Origin of the sequence: Paraburkholderia sediminicola, from assembly GCF_046027355.1 — a bacterium.
In the GTDB taxonomy this organism is placed as follows: Bacteria; Pseudomonadota; Gammaproteobacteria; order Burkholderiales; family Burkholderiaceae; genus Paraburkholderia; species Paraburkholderia sediminicola_B.
Genome location: NZ_JAQQEK010000012.1, coordinates 74,208 through 90,624, shown reverse-complemented (window position 1 = coordinate 90,624; position 16,417 = coordinate 74,208). Strand labels below are relative to the sequence as shown.

General features: G+C 64.1%; 12 protein-coding genes. 9 read left to right on the top strand and 3 right to left on the bottom strand.

Going from position 1 to position 16,417, the window contains the following annotated elements:
* The first annotated feature begins 176 nt into the window (after window positions 1-176).
* Window positions 177-479, top strand: a complete 303-nt coding sequence (locus PQR42_RS21285; protein ID WP_408388042.1) for a putative quinol monooxygenase — start codon at window positions 177-179, stop codon at window positions 477-479.
* 125 nt (window positions 480-604) lie between these two features.
* Here the strand turns inward: PQR42_RS21285 and PQR42_RS21280 are convergent, their stop codons facing one another.
* Window positions 605-2,092, bottom strand: a complete 1,488-nt coding sequence (locus tag PQR42_RS21280; protein WP_408388044.1) for a sensor domain-containing diguanylate cyclase — start codon at window positions 2,090-2,092, stop codon at window positions 605-607.
* A gap of 257 nt (window positions 2,093-2,349) precedes the next feature.
* On the opposite strand from PQR42_RS21280, the gene PQR42_RS21275 reads away from it, so the two are divergent.
* Window positions 2,350-3,282 carry a 2-hydroxyacid dehydrogenase gene (locus PQR42_RS21275; protein WP_408388046.1) on the top strand — a complete coding sequence of 311 codons (933 nt, stop codon included), beginning with the start codon at window positions 2,350-2,352 and terminating at the stop codon, window positions 3,280-3,282.
* 21 nt (window positions 3,283-3,303) lie between these two features.
* On the opposite strand, the gene PQR42_RS21270 is transcribed toward PQR42_RS21275, so the two are convergent.
* Window positions 3,304-4,062 carry a GntR family transcriptional regulator gene (locus PQR42_RS21270; protein ID WP_408388048.1) on the bottom strand — a complete coding sequence of 253 codons (759 nt, stop codon included), beginning with the start codon at window positions 4,060-4,062 and terminating at the stop codon, window positions 3,304-3,306.
* 256 nt (window positions 4,063-4,318) lie between these two features.
* On the opposite strand from PQR42_RS21270, the gene PQR42_RS21265 reads away from it, so the two are divergent.
* From PQR42_RS21265 to PQR42_RS21235, 7 genes are all read left to right on the top strand, one after another.
* Window positions 4,319-4,663 (top strand): UxaA family hydrolase, encoded by a 345-nt coding sequence (locus tag PQR42_RS21265; RefSeq protein ID WP_240975458.1) that lies wholly within the window; start codon window positions 4,319-4,321, stop codon window positions 4,661-4,663.
* A gap of 59 nt (window positions 4,664-4,722) precedes the next feature.
* Window positions 4,723-5,898 carry a UxaA family hydrolase gene (locus tag PQR42_RS21260; RefSeq protein WP_408217276.1) on the top strand — a complete coding sequence of 392 codons (1,176 nt, stop codon included), beginning with the start codon at window positions 4,723-4,725 and terminating at the stop codon, window positions 5,896-5,898.
* A 185-nt stretch (window positions 5,899-6,083) separates the two neighbouring features.
* Entirely contained in the window at window positions 6,084-7,454 is a 1,371-nt protein-coding gene (gene dctA / locus PQR42_RS21255) for a C4-dicarboxylate transporter DctA (RefSeq protein WP_408388052.1), read from the top strand.
* Between the two features lie 187 nt (window positions 7,455-7,641).
* On the top strand, window positions 7,642-8,640 hold the full coding sequence (locus tag PQR42_RS21250; RefSeq protein WP_408388054.1) for an Ldh family oxidoreductase: 999 nt from the start codon (window positions 7,642-7,644) through the stop codon (window positions 8,638-8,640).
* A gap of 177 nt (window positions 8,641-8,817) precedes the next feature.
* The gene (locus tag PQR42_RS21245; RefSeq protein WP_408388056.1) at window positions 8,818-11,742 is read left to right on the top strand and encodes a molybdopterin-dependent oxidoreductase; all 2,925 of its coding nucleotides are present in this window, start codon (window positions 8,818-8,820) and stop codon (window positions 11,740-11,742) included.
* 27 nt (window positions 11,743-11,769) lie between these two features.
* Complete coding sequence (locus PQR42_RS21240; RefSeq protein ID WP_408388058.1) at window positions 11,770-12,525, top strand: 4Fe-4S dicluster domain-containing protein; 756 nt, start codon at window positions 11,770-11,772, stop codon at window positions 12,523-12,525.
* 20 nt (window positions 12,526-12,545) lie between these two features.
* Entirely contained in the window at window positions 12,546-13,496 is a 951-nt protein-coding gene (locus tag PQR42_RS21235) for a dimethyl sulfoxide reductase anchor subunit family protein (RefSeq protein WP_408388060.1), read from the top strand.
* Window positions 13,497-13,652: 156 nt separating this feature from the next.
* On the opposite strand, the gene PQR42_RS21230 is transcribed toward PQR42_RS21235, so the two are convergent.
* Window positions 13,653-16,229 carry an adenosylcobalamin-dependent ribonucleoside-diphosphate reductase gene (locus PQR42_RS21230; RefSeq protein WP_408388062.1) on the bottom strand — a complete coding sequence of 859 codons (2,577 nt, stop codon included), beginning with the start codon at window positions 16,227-16,229 and terminating at the stop codon, window positions 13,653-13,655.
* Window positions 16,230-16,417: the final 188 nt, after the last annotated feature.

Genomic DNA, 16,417 nt, shown 5'->3' with positions numbered 1-16,417 from the left:
ATGCTGCGCTAGCGCAAACCGGCGTGTGCGGATCTTGGCACGAAGAGCGCGTGCCGACGCTATATGGCCAGCGGACTATACTTTTTCGATAGCCCGGCGGTCCCGGATGTCTCGTCACGCTTTGCAAAGCCTTGCAAAGCACACCATTGCTCGAATCTCACAGCAGGAGTTCTGTCATGGTCAAACTCGCACTGTACGTTCATCTCGAAGCCAAGCCCGGCAAGGAAAAAGAGGTCGAAGCGTTTCTGCTTGGCGGCTTGCCGCTCGTCGAGGAGGAGCCGGGCACCGTCGCGTGGTTCGGTTTGAAGCTGGGGCCGTCCACTTTCGGTATCTTCGACGCCTTTCCGGATGAGGGCGGCCGTGACGCGCACCTGAACGGCAAGGTGGCCGCCGCGTTGATGGCGAAGGCGGGCGAACTGTTCGCCTCGCCGCCCACGATCGAAAAGGTCGATGTGCTGGCCGCCAAATTGCCGGGCTGAACGAGCCGCTGACGGCGCAGTTTGATAAGCGCGGTCTTCCAGTTTGCTGACACTGCAATGCGGAATACTGCGCTTATCGTACCGACGCCGCGCCGCGCCGCGCCGCGATCCGGCGCGTCCATTTCTCAGCCGCCTGCCGCGTCGCCCGCGTTCGCAGCCGGCTGGTTCGCGTAGGTCGCGCGCTTTTCCTCGTACATCAGCAGATCGGCGTGCTGCACGCCCGCTTCGAGCCGGTCGCCGCGCTGGCAGGTGGCCGCGCCCATCGAGAAGCTGAGCGGCGAGCCCGGATAAAACTGATTGTTCAGTTCCACCAGTTGCCTGATCGCATCGACCATCGCGGCGCCGCCGCGCTCGTCGGTGTCCGGCATCAGGATCGCGAACTCGTCGCCGCCGATTCGTGCCGCATGAAACGGCGCGTCGGTCGCCTTGGCGAGCACCTCGCCGGCACGCCTCAGCAGCGCATCGCCCGCAGCGTGGCCGAGCTGATCGTTCACGCGTTTCAAACCGTTCAGATCGGCCATGATGATCGTCACGGGCCATGGGCCCTTGCGTTCGAGCCGGTTCAGTTCGTCCACATAGAACGAGCGGTTGCGCAGTTTGGTCAGCACGTCGTGTTTGCCGAGGAACTCGAGGTAGGCTTCGGCCTTCTTGCGCGCCGTGATGTCCGTGAGCGCCACCAGCACCAGATCCCAAGTCTTCTCATGGCCCGGCAGGACAGAGAACTGCAGGTGCACGTGCACCTCGCTGCCGTCGAGCGAATAGTTGAGCACTTCGCGCTGCTGGAACAGCTTGCCGTCCCAAAGATCGACCAACTGCTCGCGGAAATGCGGACGCATGTCGTCACGGAACACGTCGGCGAGATGCGCCAGCAGCGTTTTCTTGTCTTTCGCCGCGAACATGTCGAGCGTGTGCTGGTTCACGTCGAGCACGTGGATTTCCTGCATGCAGCGTTCGACGAACTCGGGATGCACGTCCGTGAACACGCGGAAATCGTTGATGCCGGCCGCGCGCGCTTCGTCGAGCAGACGCTTGACCGCGCTGAAATCCTCCACCCAGAGCGACACCGGCGAATACTCGAACAGGCCGCGCACGTACTGCTCGGCAAGCGTCACGCGATGCCGAGCGCCTTCCAGTTCCGTAATATCTTCGACCGACACCAGCACGCGGTCCCAGCGTGCCTCGTGGCCGGGCAGCACGGCGCCCTTGAGCAGCACGTCGAGGCGTCGTCCGCCGAGCGTGTAGTTGACCGTCTGGCTGGTGAACTGCGATTGCCCGGCCCACAACTGGCATAGCTCTTCGAGGTGGGTCTTGAGCATGTCGTCGCGGAACACCGAGGCGAGATTGCCGGTGAGCGCCTCGAAATCGGCGGCTTCGAATTGCGTCAGCGTCTTCTGATTGACCTTGATGACACGGATGCTGTGCGCGCATTGCGCGACGCAGCCCGGATTGGCGGCGAAATGCGCGCGCAGATCGGTCACGCCGTCTGCTCGCCATGCGTCGAACAAGGTGCGCACGCCGCTGAAGTCTTCGAGCCAGAGCGAGACGGGTGCGAGTTCGAACATCTCGGAATCGTCGTTGGCGGGCGCAGGGCCGCGCGGGAGGATGTCCAGCATGAGGTTCTCAGGATCGGAAGTGCCGCTATTTTAAGACGGGTTGGCCTGTGGCTGAAAAGAAAGACCGGTTACGCATCATTTTTTGCGTCAGGCCATCCAACAAGATAACGGCGGGGTTCCGATGGACTTGAGGTGCGCCGGGGCCCACCCGGCAGGGCATCCAGCCTCGGGACGCTTGTCGGCAAGCCTTCTGGAGCCTTGTTACACTGACCTGAAAACTTGTCCGGTCCATCCACGTTGCCAAGAAAACCGCCGCCATGAAGCCATCCCTGCTGGTTCTGATCCATCTCAACGATGCAAGCCGCGCCAGGATCGAGGCCGCGTTCGACGTCGTCTACGCACCCGACGCCGCCGAGCGAGCCGCCGCGCTCGACGCGCACGGCGAGACGATTCGTGCCGTGCTGACCAACGGCACGACCGGGCTCGCCGCCGCGGACATCGACCGCATGCCGCAACTCGAACTGGTCAGTGCGCTGGGCGCCGGCTATGAAAACCTCGCCGTCGACCATGCCCGCTCGCGCGGCATCGTGCTGATCAACGGCGCAGGCACCAACGATCATTGCGTGGCCGATCATGCGTTCGCCTTGCTGCTCGCGGTGGTGCGCGACGTGCCACAACTCGATCAGGCCACGCGCGAAGGCGTCTGGCGCGACACCTTGCCGATGCACCCGAACGTCTCCGGCAAGCGCCTCGGCATTGTCGGGCTCGGCAACATCGGCGAGAAGGTCGCGCGCCGCGGCGCGGGCTTCGAGATGGAAATCGGCTATCACAACCGTAAGCCGCGTGAAGGCTCGCCGCATCGGTACTTCGACAGCGTGGAAGGCCTCGCGCGCTGGAGCGACTTTTTGATCGTCGCGACGCCGGGCGGTGCGGGTACGCGTCATCTGATCGGCGCGGCGGTGTTTGACGCGCTTGGTCCGCACGGCTTCGTGGTCAACGTCTCGCGCGGCAGCGTTCTCGACACGGCGGCGCTCGCGCAGGCGCTTACAGCGGGCACGATTGCCGGCGCCGCGCTCGACGTCTACGAGGGCGAGCCCAATCCTCCCGAAGCCTTGCTGGCGCTGCGCAACGTGGTGTTGACGCCGCACGTGGGCGGCCGCTCGCCGGAAGCGATCACGGGCTCAGTCGACAACTTTCTGAACAACGCCAGGCGGCATTTTGCGGGCGAGCCGGTGTTGACGCCGATCTGACGTCGCAAGCGCGATCCGCGGTTACTTCTCTTCGTTGCCGCCCGGCCGGTTGCCGATGTATTCGTACTCTTCGGTATTGAGCCGCGAAACGCGCAGCTCGACCACGCTGCGGTGATACGAGTAGGCGATACGCCGGATCTCCAGCAACGGCGCGCCCACCTCGACGCCGAGTTGCGCGCTTTCCAGTTCGCTCGCGAGACCCACGCTCACGCGTTCATCGGTCTCGACCACGTTGATGCCGAAGCCGTCCTGATAGAAGTTGTACAGCGTGTTCGGCCGGTTGCGCAGTTTCGTTTCGGTGAGACCTGGAAAGTGCGCCTCCGGCACGGTGATATGTTCGATGAGCACCGTCTTGCCATGCAGCGCCAGACCGTTGACGAACTGGAACACGCGCGCGCCGGTTTCCACGCCGAACACGGCCGCCACTTCGCGCGAGGCACGGGTCTTTTTGAAATCGATCAGCGTGACGACGGGATAGGCCTTGTCGCCGTCGCGCCGCACGATCCGGAAGAAACGGAAAAAATGCCGGTCGCGCTGATGCATGGACACAAACGTGCCCAAGCCCTGATGACGGATCAGGATGTTCTCGGCACAGAGTTCGTCGATCGCTTTGCGCAGCGTGCCGATGGACACCCCGAAGCGCTCGGCGAGCCGCTTCTCCGAAGGAATGCATTCGCCGCCTTTCCATTCGCCTGCCGAGAGCGCGGCGAGAATCGCGCTCTTGACCTCTTTGTACCGCGTACCGCCCAGCGCGGGCGGATTGATGGCGAGCGTGCTCATGAAAACCTCTGAAATGCGCGAGTCGCGCGACGCCGCTCGCGAAGGTTAAACCTGTTCGGATTTTAAACGACAAACTCATCCAGTCCATCTGGATGATATGGATTCTGTGGTCCTACTGGAAAACACTCATGTAACACATATAGATGACCTAGTTGACATCCGACGATAGGCCGCCTAATATCGATTCACAGCAGCGCATCTGGCTGCGCTTTCCCGGCGGCACGACACCGCATTCAATACACGAACGGAGACGCTAATGAGCAATCCCACGGCAGACATCAAGGGCACCGCGGCAGCGGGCGCGTCGCCCGAACGCAAGACGATTCACATCGTGTTGCATGAGGCGAAGGACACAGTCGGTGTGGCGGTCGTCGAGGGCATCAAGGCGGGCACGCAACTCAACGCGTGGATCATGGACGACGACGAGATCGTGACCTTCCCGGCCAAGCAGGACATTCCGATTGGTCACAAGGTGGCGCTCAAGGACATGGCGGTGGGTGACACGGTGTTCAAGTACGGCGTCGATATCGGCAAGGTGGTCGCGCCGATCAGCGCCGGCGAACATGCCCACGTGCACAACATCAAGACGAAGCGCTGGTAAGTCGCGTTGCCCGGACTGCCGCAATCGAATCGCCCCCACACCTGAACGAGAGATACACCATGAGCGTGATTGACCTGGATACGACTTTCCGCGGCTATCGTCGCGACAATGGCCGCGTTGGCGTACGCAACCACGTGATCATCCTGCCGGTCGACGATCTGTCGAACGCCGCGGCGCAAGCCGTCGAGCACAACATCAAGGGCACCATGGCGCTGCCGCATCCGTATGGGCGGCTGCAGTTCGGCGCCGACCTCGACCTGCACTTTCGCACGCTGATCGGCGCGGGCAGCAATCCGAACGTCGCGGCGGTGGTTGTGATCGGCATCGAGGAAGGCTGGACCAAGCGCGTGGTGGACGGCATTGCGAAAACCGGCAAGCCGGTGATGGGCTTCGGCATCGAACTGCACGGCGACCACGACACCATCATGCGCGCCTCGAAGGCGGCGAAGGAAATGGTGCAGTACGCCACGTCGCTCGATCGCGAGGAGTGTCCGATCTCGGATCTGTGGGTCTCCACCAAATGCGGCGAGTCGGATACAACCTCGGGCTGCGGCGCCAATCCGACTGTCGGCAATGCTTTCGACAAGCTGTACGGACTCGGCACCACGCTCGTGTTCGGCGAGACCTCGGAGTTGACCGGCGGCGAGCAGATCGTCGCGGCGCGCTGCGCCAACGACGGCGTGCGCGAGCGCTTCCAGTTCATGTTCGACCGCTATCAGGACATGATCAACCGCTGGAAGACGGACGATCTTTCCGAGTCGCAACCGACCAAGGGCAATATCGCGGGCGGTCTCACGACCATCGAGGAAAAGGCGCTCGGCAATATCCAGAAGATCGGCAAGAAGTGTATGGTCGACGGCGTGCTTGACAAAGCCGAGGAACCGACGCACTCGGGCCTGTGGTTCATGGATTCGTCGTCGGCGGCGGCCGAGATGGTGACCTTGTGCGCGGCGTCCGGCTTCGCGGTGCATTTCTTCCCGACGGGGCAAGGCAACGTGATCGGTAATCCGATCGTGCCGGTCATCAAGATCTGCGCGAACCCGCGTACGGTGCGCACCATGGGCGAGCATATCGACGTCGATGTGACCGGCATCCTGCAGCGCGAACAGAACCTCGATCAGAGCGGCGATAAACTGCTCGAATGCATGATGGCCACGATCAACGGCCGCTTCACCGCGGCGGAAGCGCTCGGTCATCGCGAGTTCGTGCTGACCCGGCTGTTCGAAAGCGCCTGAGTCTGGCGGCCAGGCAAAGCGTGGTTGGAGCGGTTGCCGCGCTTGCCTGGTAAGATCGCAGTGGACCCCCAAATCCCGGCGCGCGCCGGCACGGAGAACGGCCACGACGCCGCCCGTTGCCGGCAAGCCATGCCGCTACGGCGCCGGTTCGACATCTGGCGGCAGCGAGTGGAGGAGACACCATCTTGCGCGTGCTCAAATATCTCTACGTGCAGGTCCTGATCGGACTTGCAGCCGGAATTCTCGTCGGTTACTTCGCGCCCGCGTTCGGCGTCGAAATGAAACCGCTCGGCGACACCTTCATCCGCCTCATCAAAATGCTGATCACGCTGGTGATCTTCTGCACCGTGTCAGTCGGCATCGCGCGGATGGAAAGCCTGAAGCAGGTCGGCCGCGTCGGTTTCAAAACATTGCTCTACTTCGAGGTGGTGACCACCATCGCGCTCGTGATCGGGCTGGTCGTGGCGAACGTGCTGCATCCGGGCGCGGGGCTGAACATCGATCCCGCCACGCTCGACGCGCACGCCGTGACGCACTACGTGGCGGACGCGCATTCGGCGTCCTCGAGCTTCTTCGATATGATCGTGCCGAATTCGGTGGTCGGTGCGTTCGCACGGGGCGATCTGCTGCAGGTGCTGCTGTTCTCGGTACTGTTCGGCATCGCGCTGTCGATCATGTCGCAGCGCAGCCGGTTGCTCATGCGCGGCATCGAACAGTTCGGCGACACACTCATGCGCATCGTCGAGATGATCATGCGGCTCGCGCCGCTCGGCGCATTCGGCGCGATCGCCTTCACGGTCGGCAAATACGGTATCGGCACCTTGCAGCAACTCGGTCTGCTGATTCTGTGCTTCTACATCACCAGCATCCTGTTCATCGTCGTCGTGCTCGGTGCGGCGGCGCGCTGGGCGGGCGTCGGACTCTGGCCGCTCCTGCGCTACTTCCGCGAGGAACTGCTGATCGTGCTGGGCACGTCCACCACGGAGTCCGTGCTGCCGCGCCTGATGGAGAAGCTCGAACGCATGGGCTGCCCGCGGGCAATCGTCGGGCTCGTGCTGCCCACGGGCTACTCGTTCAACCTCGACGGCGCCGCGATCTATCTGACGATGACTTCGCTCTTCATCGCGCAGGCCACCAACACGCATCTCTCGCTGATGCAGCAACTGGGTTTGCTGGCGATTCTGATGCTGACGTCGAAGGGCGGCGCGGGCGTGGCGGGCGCGGCGCTGGTCGCGTTGACGGCGACGCTCTCGACGCACAACATCATTCCCGTGGCGGGCATCACGCTGATTCTCGGCGTCGACCGCGTGCTCAACGAAATCCGCGCGCTGACCAATATGATCGGCAATGTGGTGGCGACGCTGGTGGTCGCGCGCTGGGAAGGCGCGTTCGATGCGCGCGCGGCAAGGGAATTCCTCGCGGCGCCGCGCGAAGTGCGGGATCAGGTGCAGCCGCAGTCGCAGTCGAAACCGCAGGCTCAGCCGTCGTCGGCTCAACCTGGTCTCGAGGAGAGACGCCCGGCTGCAGGCACGACACTTTTGGAAAAGGGCGGCTAGGTAGGACAATCACGACAGCGATCGGAATGAGGATCGTCATGGGCAATGCCGCAATCGATACATTGCGGCATTGCTTCGTGTGCGCTTCGATCGCATGCTCGTCGCGCAGCGCGTGGCTGCGTTCCCGGCTGAACGGTTCACTGCGGCGCCCGACCAACACCAACACAACAACTTGAGGAATGACCCGATGGCCCGATTGTCTCCCGACGCGCTCACCACGCTTGCCGTCGACTCGCTGCGCCGCGCGGGCGCGTTGCCCGCCACTGCCGAGTCCACGGCTCGCGCGTTGGTCTATGCCGACTTGCGCGGTTTGCCGTCGCACGGCGTATCGCGTCTGCCGATGTATTGCGCGCAGTTGCGCAACGGCCGCGTCGACCCTGCCGCGCAAGCGGCGATCGTCGCGGATCGCGGCGCGGCGATCCTGATCGACGGCGCGGACGGTTTGGCCTATCCCGCGTGCGACCTTGCGGTCTCCACGCTGGCCGAGCGTACCAAGCAATTCGGCAGCGCGGTCGCGGGCGTGAAGCGCAGCCACCATTTCGGCGTGGGCGCAGCCCATCTGGCCGCGCTCGGCACGGCGGGCATGGTCGCGCTTGCGTTCAGCAATTCGCCGGCGGCGATGCCCGCGTGGGGCGGCCGCCGCGCCCTGTTCGGGACCAACCCGATCGCCGCCGTGTTCCCGCGTCGCCATGGCGAGCCGCTCGTGATCGACCTCGCGCTGTCGCAGATCGCGCGCGGCAAGATCGCGCTGGCCGCGCGCGACGGCAAGCCGATTCCCGAAGGCTGGGCGACCACCCGCGACGGCCAGCCGACCACCGACGCCCGCGCGGCCCTCGACGGCATGATGCTGCCGTTCGGCGGTGCCAAAGGCGCGATGCTGGCGCTGGTCGTCGAGCTGCTGGCGGCGGCCCTGACAGGCGCGAACTTCGGCTACGAAGCCGGTTCGTTCCTGACCGAGGAGGGGGAGCGCTCGCGCATCGGCCATCTGTTCTGGGCAATCGATCCAGGCGCGCTCGCCGGCGACGAAACCTATCTGTCGCGCGTGGAAGCGCTGATCGACATGATGCTCGCGGACGACGACGTGCGCTTGCCCGGCGATCGAAGAGAGCGTCTCGCCGACACGGCGCAGAAAGACGGCGTGGAGATTCCGGACGCGCTGATCGCACAGCTGGAAGGTCGCAGCTAGCCGCCTTTGGGCAAGGCGCGTGGACCGACGCGCCACTGAAAGCCAAACGGAAACTATCGGCGCAGCGGATAGTTTCTCTCGAAAATGGCGATTTCCCTTGTGGGGCGGCGGCGCATAGGATGGGCGGTATGCATCACCACCGCTTCGGCCCAGCCGGAGCAGCGACGGAGATCCCGCATGGAACACCAGGCCCGCACGCAGAACGAACGGCTCGACATCAAAACGACCACCTGCTACATGTGCGCCTGCCGTTGCGGCATTCGTGTGCATCTGCGCGAAGGTGAGGTGCGCTACATCGACGGCAACCCGGAGCATCCGCTCAACCAGGGCGTGATCTGCGCGAAGGGCGCGTCGGGCATCATGAAGCAGTACTCGCCCGCGCGCCTCACTCAACCGTTGATGCGCAAGCCGGGCGCGGAGCGCGGCAGCGCGCAGTTCGAGCCGGTGTCGTGGGAACATGCGTTCGACGTGCTCGAAAAGCGCCTCGGCCACATTCGCGCCACCGACCCGAAAAAATTCGCGCTGTTCACCGGCCGCGACCAGATGCAGGCGTTGACCGGGCTCTTCGCCAAACAGTTCGGTACGCCTAATTACGCGGCGCACGGCGGCTTCTGCTCGGCCAACATGGCGGCCGGCATGATCTATACGATCGGTGGCTCGTTCTGGGAATTCGGCGGCCCGGACCTCGACAGCGCCAAGCTCTTCTTCATGATCGGCACGGCGGAAGATCATCATTCGAATCCGCTCAAGATCGCCATTTCGAAGTTCAAGCGCGCGGGCGGCCGGTTCATCGCGATCAATCCAATCCGCACCGGCTACGCGGCGATCGCCGACGAATGGGTGCCGATCAAACCTGGCACCGACGGCGCGCTCTTCATGGCATTTCTGCACGAACTGATTGCCGCCGATGCATGGGATCACGAGTTCGTGCGCCGCTACACCAACGCGGCGGAACTCGTCGATCTCGACGAGGCCAGCGAAAACTTCGGCCTGTTCGTGCGCGATCCCGAGCGGGCGGCAGGCAATCCGCTGTTTCCGCAGAATCATCTCTGGTGGGACGCTCAAGCCGCGCGCGCCGTGCCGCATCACGCGCCCGGCGTCGATCCCGCACTCGACGGCCGCTATACGCTGGACGACGGCACGCCAGTCACGCCGTCGTTCGCTTTGCTGCGCGAACGCGTGGCCGATTGCACGCCCGAGTGGGCTGCCGGCATCACCGGCATTTCGGCCGACACGATTCGCCGCCTCGCCGGTGAAATGATCCAGACGAGCCGCGATCACCGCATCACCTTGCCGATCCGCTGGACCGACGCGTGGGGCGAGACGCACGAAACGGTCACCGGCAACCCGGTCGCCTTTCACGCGATGCGCGGCCTCGCGGCGCACTCCAACGGCTTCCAGTCGATCCGCGCGCTAGCCGTGCTGATGTCGCTGCTCGGCACGATCGACACGCCCGGCGGCTTTCGTCACAAGTCGCCGTTTCCGCGCGCCGTGCCGCCGTCGGCGAAACCGCCGAACAGCCCCGACGCCGTCAAGCCGAACACGCCGCTCGCCACCGGTCCGCTCGGCTGGCCCGCCGCGCCCGAGGACCTGTTCATCGACGAACAGGGCGGCCCGGTGCGGATCGACAAGGCCTTCTCGTGGGAATATCCGCTCGCCGTGCATGGCGTGATGCACAGCGTGATCACCAACGCGTGGCGCGGCGACCCGTATCCGATCGACACGCTGATGATCTTCATGGCCAACATGGCGTGGAATTCGTCGATGAATACGATGAAGGTGCGCGAGATGCTGGCCGACAAGCACGCCAACGGCGAGTACAAGATTCCGTTTCTGGTGGTGTGCGACGCGTTCCAGTCGGAGATGACCGCGTTCGCCGATCTGATCCTGCCCGACACGACGTATCTGGAACGGCACGACGCGATGTCAATGCTCGACCGGCCGATCTCCGAATTCGACGGCCCGGTGGATTCGGTGCGCGTACCGGTCGTGCCGCCTACCGGCGAATGCAAGCCGTTCCAGGAAGTGCTGATCGAGCTTGCGTCGCGTTTGAAGTTTCCTGCCTTCACCACCGCCGAGGGCGCACGGCGTTATCGCGACTATCCCGACTTCGTCGTCAATTTCACGACTTCGCCTGATTCCGGGGTGGGCTTTCTGATCGGCTGGCGCGGCAAGGATGGCGACAAGGCGCTGGTCGGCGAACCGAACCCGAAGCAGTGGGAGCAGTACGCGAAGAACAATTGCGTGTTCCATTACCGGCTGCCCGAGACGCTGCAGTACATGCGCAACTGCAATGGGCCGTATCTCGACTGGGCCGTCAAGCACGGCTTTCGCAAGTTCAGCGAGCCCATTCTGATCCAGCTTTACTCCGATGTGATGCAGAAGTTCAGGCTCGCCGCGCAGGGTCGCACGAGCGGCAGGCAGCCGCCGGATCACTTGCGTGCGCGGGTCGAAAAGTACTTTGATCCGCTGCCGTTCTGGTATGCGCCGCTCGAAAGCGCGGCGACCGACCTCGACCGGTTTCCGCTCGCCGCGGTGACCCAGCGGCCGATGGCGATGTACCACTCGTGGGACTCGCAGAACGCGTGGCTGCGGCAGATTCACGGCGAGAACTATCTGTACATGAATCCGTTGATGGCGGCCGAAAACGGTATCGCCGACGGCGCCTGGATCTACGCCGAATCGCAATGGGGCCGCGTGCGTTGCATGGCGCGCTTCAGCGAGACCGTCGAGCCGGGCACGGTATGGACATGGAATGCGATCGGCAAGGCGTCGGGTGCATGGAACCTCGGCCCGGGCGCGAATGAATCGCAACGCGGTTTCCTGCTCAATCACCTCATCACCGACGAGTTGCCCGGCTGCGACGACGACGTGGCGCGACGCATGTCGAACTCCGATCCGGTGACGGGCCAGGCCGCGTGGTACGACGTGCGCGTACGCATCTATCCGGCTGAAGTGGACGCACGGCACACGCTGCCGCAATTCGCGGCGATGCCCGCGGTACCGGGAGAGAACGGCGTGATCTCGCGGATCGTGCAGACCTACTTCGCGGGACGCGGGGAGTTCGCGGCGCGGCTGCGCGGCGCGACGGGGCGCAAATAGCATCGAGACAGCCGCAAGGAGCCTTTGATGACACAGATGGCATTGGTAATCGACCTGAACGTGTGCGTGGGGTGCCATGCTTGCGTGACGAGTTGCAAGGAGTGGAACACGTCGGGCGAATCCGGCAGTCTCGCCGATATGAATCCGTACGACGCGGATCCATCCGGCACCTTCTTCAACCGGGTACAGAGTTTTGAAGCCGGCAGTTTTCCCAACGCCGAGACGATCCATTTTCCGAAGTCGTGTCTGCACTGCGAGGACCCGCCGTGCGTGCCGGTCTGTCCGACCGGTGCGAGCTATAAGCGCAAGGAAGACGGGCTCGTGCTGGTGGACTTCGACCGCTGTATCGGCTGCAAATATTGCGCGTGGGCGTGCCCGTACGGCGCGCGCGAACTCGACGAAAGCCGCAAGGAGATGACCAAGTGCACGCTGTGCGTCGATCGGATCCATGATGAAAATCTGTCCGAGCGCGACCGCCAGCCGGCCTGTGTGCTCGCGTGCCCGACTTCGGCGCGGTTGTTCGGCGATATTCATGATCCGGAGTCGGTGGTGTCGAAGGCCATCGAGGAGCGCGGCGGCTATCAGTTGATGCCCGAGTGGAATACGCGGCCCGCGAATCACTATTTGCCGCGCGTGCCGACGGAGGCCGCGGGCTGCGGCAGTGGTTCCTGTTCATGCAAATCGTCCGGCTCTGTTCAGGAGCCAGGCCAGTCGCCGGAATCGCTCGATGCGCAATTCGAGCGCGGTGAATTGCATCTTGCGTCGATGGCGACGCGTATCTAATGAACCGATAGGACCTCACAATGAATCCCGCATTCTCCGTGGTTTTTCTGACCACTTTGAGCGGCGCGGCACAGGGTCTGCTGATCGCGCTCGTCGGCGTGGAAACTGCCGCGCATCTAGGCCTGCTCGCGTCGCCTGTCGAGGCGTTCTATGTCGCTGGCGCGGGCGTGTCGGTGGTGTTGGGCGGGCTCGGACTGCTCGCATCGTTTTTCCATCTTGGCCATCCCGAACGCGCATGGCGCGCGATCGCCATGTGGCGGACCTCGTGGTTGTCGCGTGAATGTCTGTGCCTGCCGGCGTTTCTCGCTTGCGCGTTTTTCTACGGAGTCACGCATTGGTTCGGCTCGCCGTGGTCGCTCGCGATCGGCTGGCTTGGCGTGCTGGCGAGCGCCGTGCTGTTCGTCTGCACGGCGATGATCTACGCGTGTCTGCGTTTTCTGCAGGAGTGGGCCACGCCGCTCACGCTGGTCAATTTCGCGCTGCTTGGTTGCGCGTCAGGTTTCACGCTGGCGACGGCTTTGACCGCGTGGTTTGCGCCTGAGTGGACCGCCGGGCTCGCCATCTGCGCGTGCGTGCTGACCCTCGCGGGCTTCGCGAGCCGCTCGGCGTCGCTCGTGCGCAATGCGCGCTTGCGGCCGAAGTCGACAGTGCAGAGCGCCACCGGCATTCACAATCCGAAGCTGGTGCAGGTGTCGCGCGGCTTTACCGCCGGTGCGTTCAATCTGCGCGAGTTCTTTCACGGTAAATCGGCGGGGACGCTGCGCGGCGTTAAGTGGGGGTTTCTCGCGACGGCGTTCGTCGCGCCGGTCGTGTTGATGGCGCTCGGCGCGAGCCTGCATTCGATCGGTGTTTCGCTCGGTTTGCTGGCTGCGGCGTGTCTCGTGCAATATGCGGGTCTGGTGGCGGAGCGCTGGTTTTTCTTTGCCGAAGCGAAACACCCGCAGAATCTTTATTACGCGAGGGTTGGTTAAGGCGCTGGGTCGCGGTCGTGCCGTATGCGATCAACTCAATCGGCAGCGTGCCGCGGGACGCGAGTCGGTTGATGACGGCGCGTGCGGCGATCTCAGGTGGTGCAAAAATAGCGGCCGCCAGGAATAGCGGCCGCGACGTTTTTCAGGCAGAACAATCTACCCGCACGCCCCCACCTCACCACACGCGGTACAAAAGTCGCACCCATCCTTGCGAATCACCGCGTTCGCTCCGCACGACCCGCACTTACGCCCGAGCATCGTATGGAGCCCTTGCGCTCCGCCGGGCTGCGTCAACGCGAGCGCGTCGGCATCAGTTTCGACGGGATGCGGCCGGATGCCGAAATCCGCCGGCAACGCCGTCTCGGCCCGCATCTGTCCGCGCGGCAACCGCGCCAGCATGCGTGAAGGCACCTGATTGCCTTCGGCATCGAGAAAGCCGCGCCGATGCAGAATCTGCTGGATCGCAAAGGCGAGGGCGGCCACTTCCGAATCGTGCCAACGCGGCGTGCGATGTCCGTCCAGACGCTGCACCTCGCCGAGCCGCACCTGGCCGCGATCCCACGAAACCTTGCGCATGTCCTGCAGGTTGCGCGCGACAAAACCGCCGCGCGCCGCCAGCGACAGCGAACGCATTGTCGCCGTGATCCATTGCTGCGATTCGTCGCGCTGACCGGTCGGAATGAAGAACTCGATAGGCCGCTCGATCGTGACGTCTTCACCGCCAAGCCGTCCGGTGACTTCGATGAACGACACCGCCACGTAGAGCGATTTTTTACCCGCCTGCGTCAGATATTCGACCTTCTCGATGATCGCCGGCAGCTCGCCTTTGGGCCGATGATCGATCGCGATACGCAGTGGATCGAGATCGCTCTCGGCCAGCGTGTCGTCGGCTTGCGGCGGGCTCACGCTGAGCACCGCGCCAAGCGTTTCGTTGGGTCGATAGGTGGCGAGACCCTTGAGGCCGTTTTTCCACGCATCGAAGTAGAGACTTTCGAACGCTTCGAACGGATAGTCGGCGGGCACGTTCACCGTCTTCGAGATCGACGTGTCCACATACGGTTGCACGGCCGCCATCATGTCGAGATGGTCGCGCGCCGACATTTCCAGCGCGCTGACGAAATAGTCCGGCAGCCTGTTGATGTCGCCGCCTAGCTCGCGATAAAGCCGATACGCGTAGTCTTCGACATCGAAGGATTCGCGGCCGCCGTCGGCCATCACCTTCATGCGCGTGTAGGTCCACGAGAAGGCCGGCTCGATGCCGTTCGACGCGTTGTCCGCGAAGGCGAGACTCACCGTGCCGGTCGGCGCGATGGAGAGCAGATGGCTGTTGCGAATGCCGTCGCGACGGATTGCCTCTTTGATGTCCTCGGGCAAACGCGAGGCGAACGTGCCGGCTTCCAGATAACGCGCCGCGTCGAAAAGCGGAAACGCGCCGCGCTCGCGCGCCAGTTCCACCGAAGCGCGATACGCCTCGTCGCGCATCAGTTGCGCGATGCGCACGGCGAAGTCGCGGCCTTCCTGCGAGTTGTAGCGCAAGCCGAGCATGACGAGCGTATCGCCGAGGCCGGTGAAACCCACACCGATGCGCCGCTTGGCGCGCGACTCGTCGTATTGCTGCTGCAGTGGCCACAGCGTGACGTCGAGCACGTTGTCGAGAAAGCGCACTTGCGTGCGCGTGCGTTTGGCGAGGCCGTCCCAGTCGAACGAAGGCTTGCGGCCTTTCATCTGCGCGAACGGGTCGATCACGAAGCGCGTGAGGTTCAGCGGCCCGAGGTTGCAGCAGCCGTACGCCGGCAGCGGTTGTTCGCCGCACGGATTGGTGGCGCGGATGGTTTCGACGGCGCGCAGATTGTTGTCCTCGTTCATGCGCGAGATGAACACGATGCCGGGTTCCGCGACGTCGTAAGTGGAGCGCATGATGCGATCCCAGATCGCGCGCGCCGGGCGTTCGCTGTACACCCACAGGCCGTCTTCGCGTTGCCGCACGTCGTCGGCCGCGCGTTGGGCCGGCGATGGCTCGGCGCGATGCACGAGTTGCCAGGGCTGATCTTCCTCGACGGCGCGCATGAATTCATCCGTCACGCCGACCGAGACGTTGAAGTTGTTCCAGCGGCCCTTCGAATGCTTGGCCTCGATGAACTCCAGCAAATCGGGGTGATTGCAGTCGAGCACGGCCATCTGCGCGCCGCGCCGCGAACCGGCGCTCTCGACGGTGCGGCACGACGCGTCGAACACGTCCATATAACTGCACGGACCGGACGCCGACGAACTGGTGGTGTGAACGCGCGCGCCCTTGGGACGGATCGCGGAGAAGTTGTAGCCGACTCCACCGCCGCGGCGCATGGTTTCGGCTGCCTGCAGCAATGCAACGTAAATGCCGGGCAGGCCTTGTTCATCGACGCCCTGGATCGCGTCGCCCACGGGTTGCACGAAGCAATTGATCAGCGTGGCCGCAATGCCGGTGCCCGCCGCGCTCATGATGCGGCCGGCGCCGAGCGCGCCGTGCCGCAGGTTGTCGACGAAGAGCGCTTCGACCGATTCGCGCAACGCTGGCGGCTCCGCCTCGGCGACGCCGTGCGCGACGCGCTTGTACACATCGTCGGCCGATTGCTCGTCGCCTTTCGCGTATTTCTCGAGCAGGACGTCGAGGGAGAATTGTTGCGGCGCGACGAGTGGAGCGGGAGGCGCGGGGGGCGCTGTTTGCGCGCGGGTTTCCGGCGTGTCTTCGGCCATGGCATGCCCTCAATCGGCGCCGCAAGGGGCACGGCGCGGTGGGTGGAAGTGCGGGTCACGATAGCGCCGTGCGTGGAGCCGGCGGGGTGACTTGACGCAACGACGTCCACCTTAACGCACGTGGCGAAGGGCCGCAATCAGAGGGTGTTTTACCCACGGCGCGGAGCGGGTCGCGCGATGCGCGTGCC

Coding starts and splice junctions, on each gene's coding strand:
- PQR42_RS21285 (WP_408388042.1), top strand. CDS start 177: ATGGTCAAACTCGCACTGTACGTTCATCTCGAAGCCAAGCCCGGCAAG.
- PQR42_RS21280 (WP_408388044.1), bottom strand. CDS start 2,092: ATGCTGGACATCCTCCCGCGCGGCCCTGCGCCCGCCAACGACGATTCC.
- PQR42_RS21275 (WP_408388046.1), top strand. CDS start 2,350: ATGAAGCCATCCCTGCTGGTTCTGATCCATCTCAACGATGCAAGCCGC.
- PQR42_RS21270 (WP_408388048.1), bottom strand. CDS start 4,062: ATGAGCACGCTCGCCATCAATCCGCCCGCGCTGGGCGGTACGCGGTAC.
- PQR42_RS21265 (WP_240975458.1), top strand. CDS start 4,319: ATGAGCAATCCCACGGCAGACATCAAGGGCACCGCGGCAGCGGGCGCG.
- PQR42_RS21260 (WP_408217276.1), top strand. CDS start 4,723: ATGAGCGTGATTGACCTGGATACGACTTTCCGCGGCTATCGTCGCGAC.
- PQR42_RS21250 (WP_408388054.1), top strand. CDS start 7,642: ATGGCCCGATTGTCTCCCGACGCGCTCACCACGCTTGCCGTCGACTCG.
- PQR42_RS21245 (WP_408388056.1), top strand. CDS start 8,818: ATGGAACACCAGGCCCGCACGCAGAACGAACGGCTCGACATCAAAACG.
- PQR42_RS21240 (WP_408388058.1), top strand. CDS start 11,770: ATGACACAGATGGCATTGGTAATCGACCTGAACGTGTGCGTGGGGTGC.
- PQR42_RS21235 (WP_408388060.1), top strand. CDS start 12,546: ATGAATCCCGCATTCTCCGTGGTTTTTCTGACCACTTTGAGCGGCGCG.
- PQR42_RS21230 (WP_408388062.1), bottom strand. CDS start 16,229: ATGGCCGAAGACACGCCGGAAACCCGCGCGCAAACAGCGCCCCCCGCG.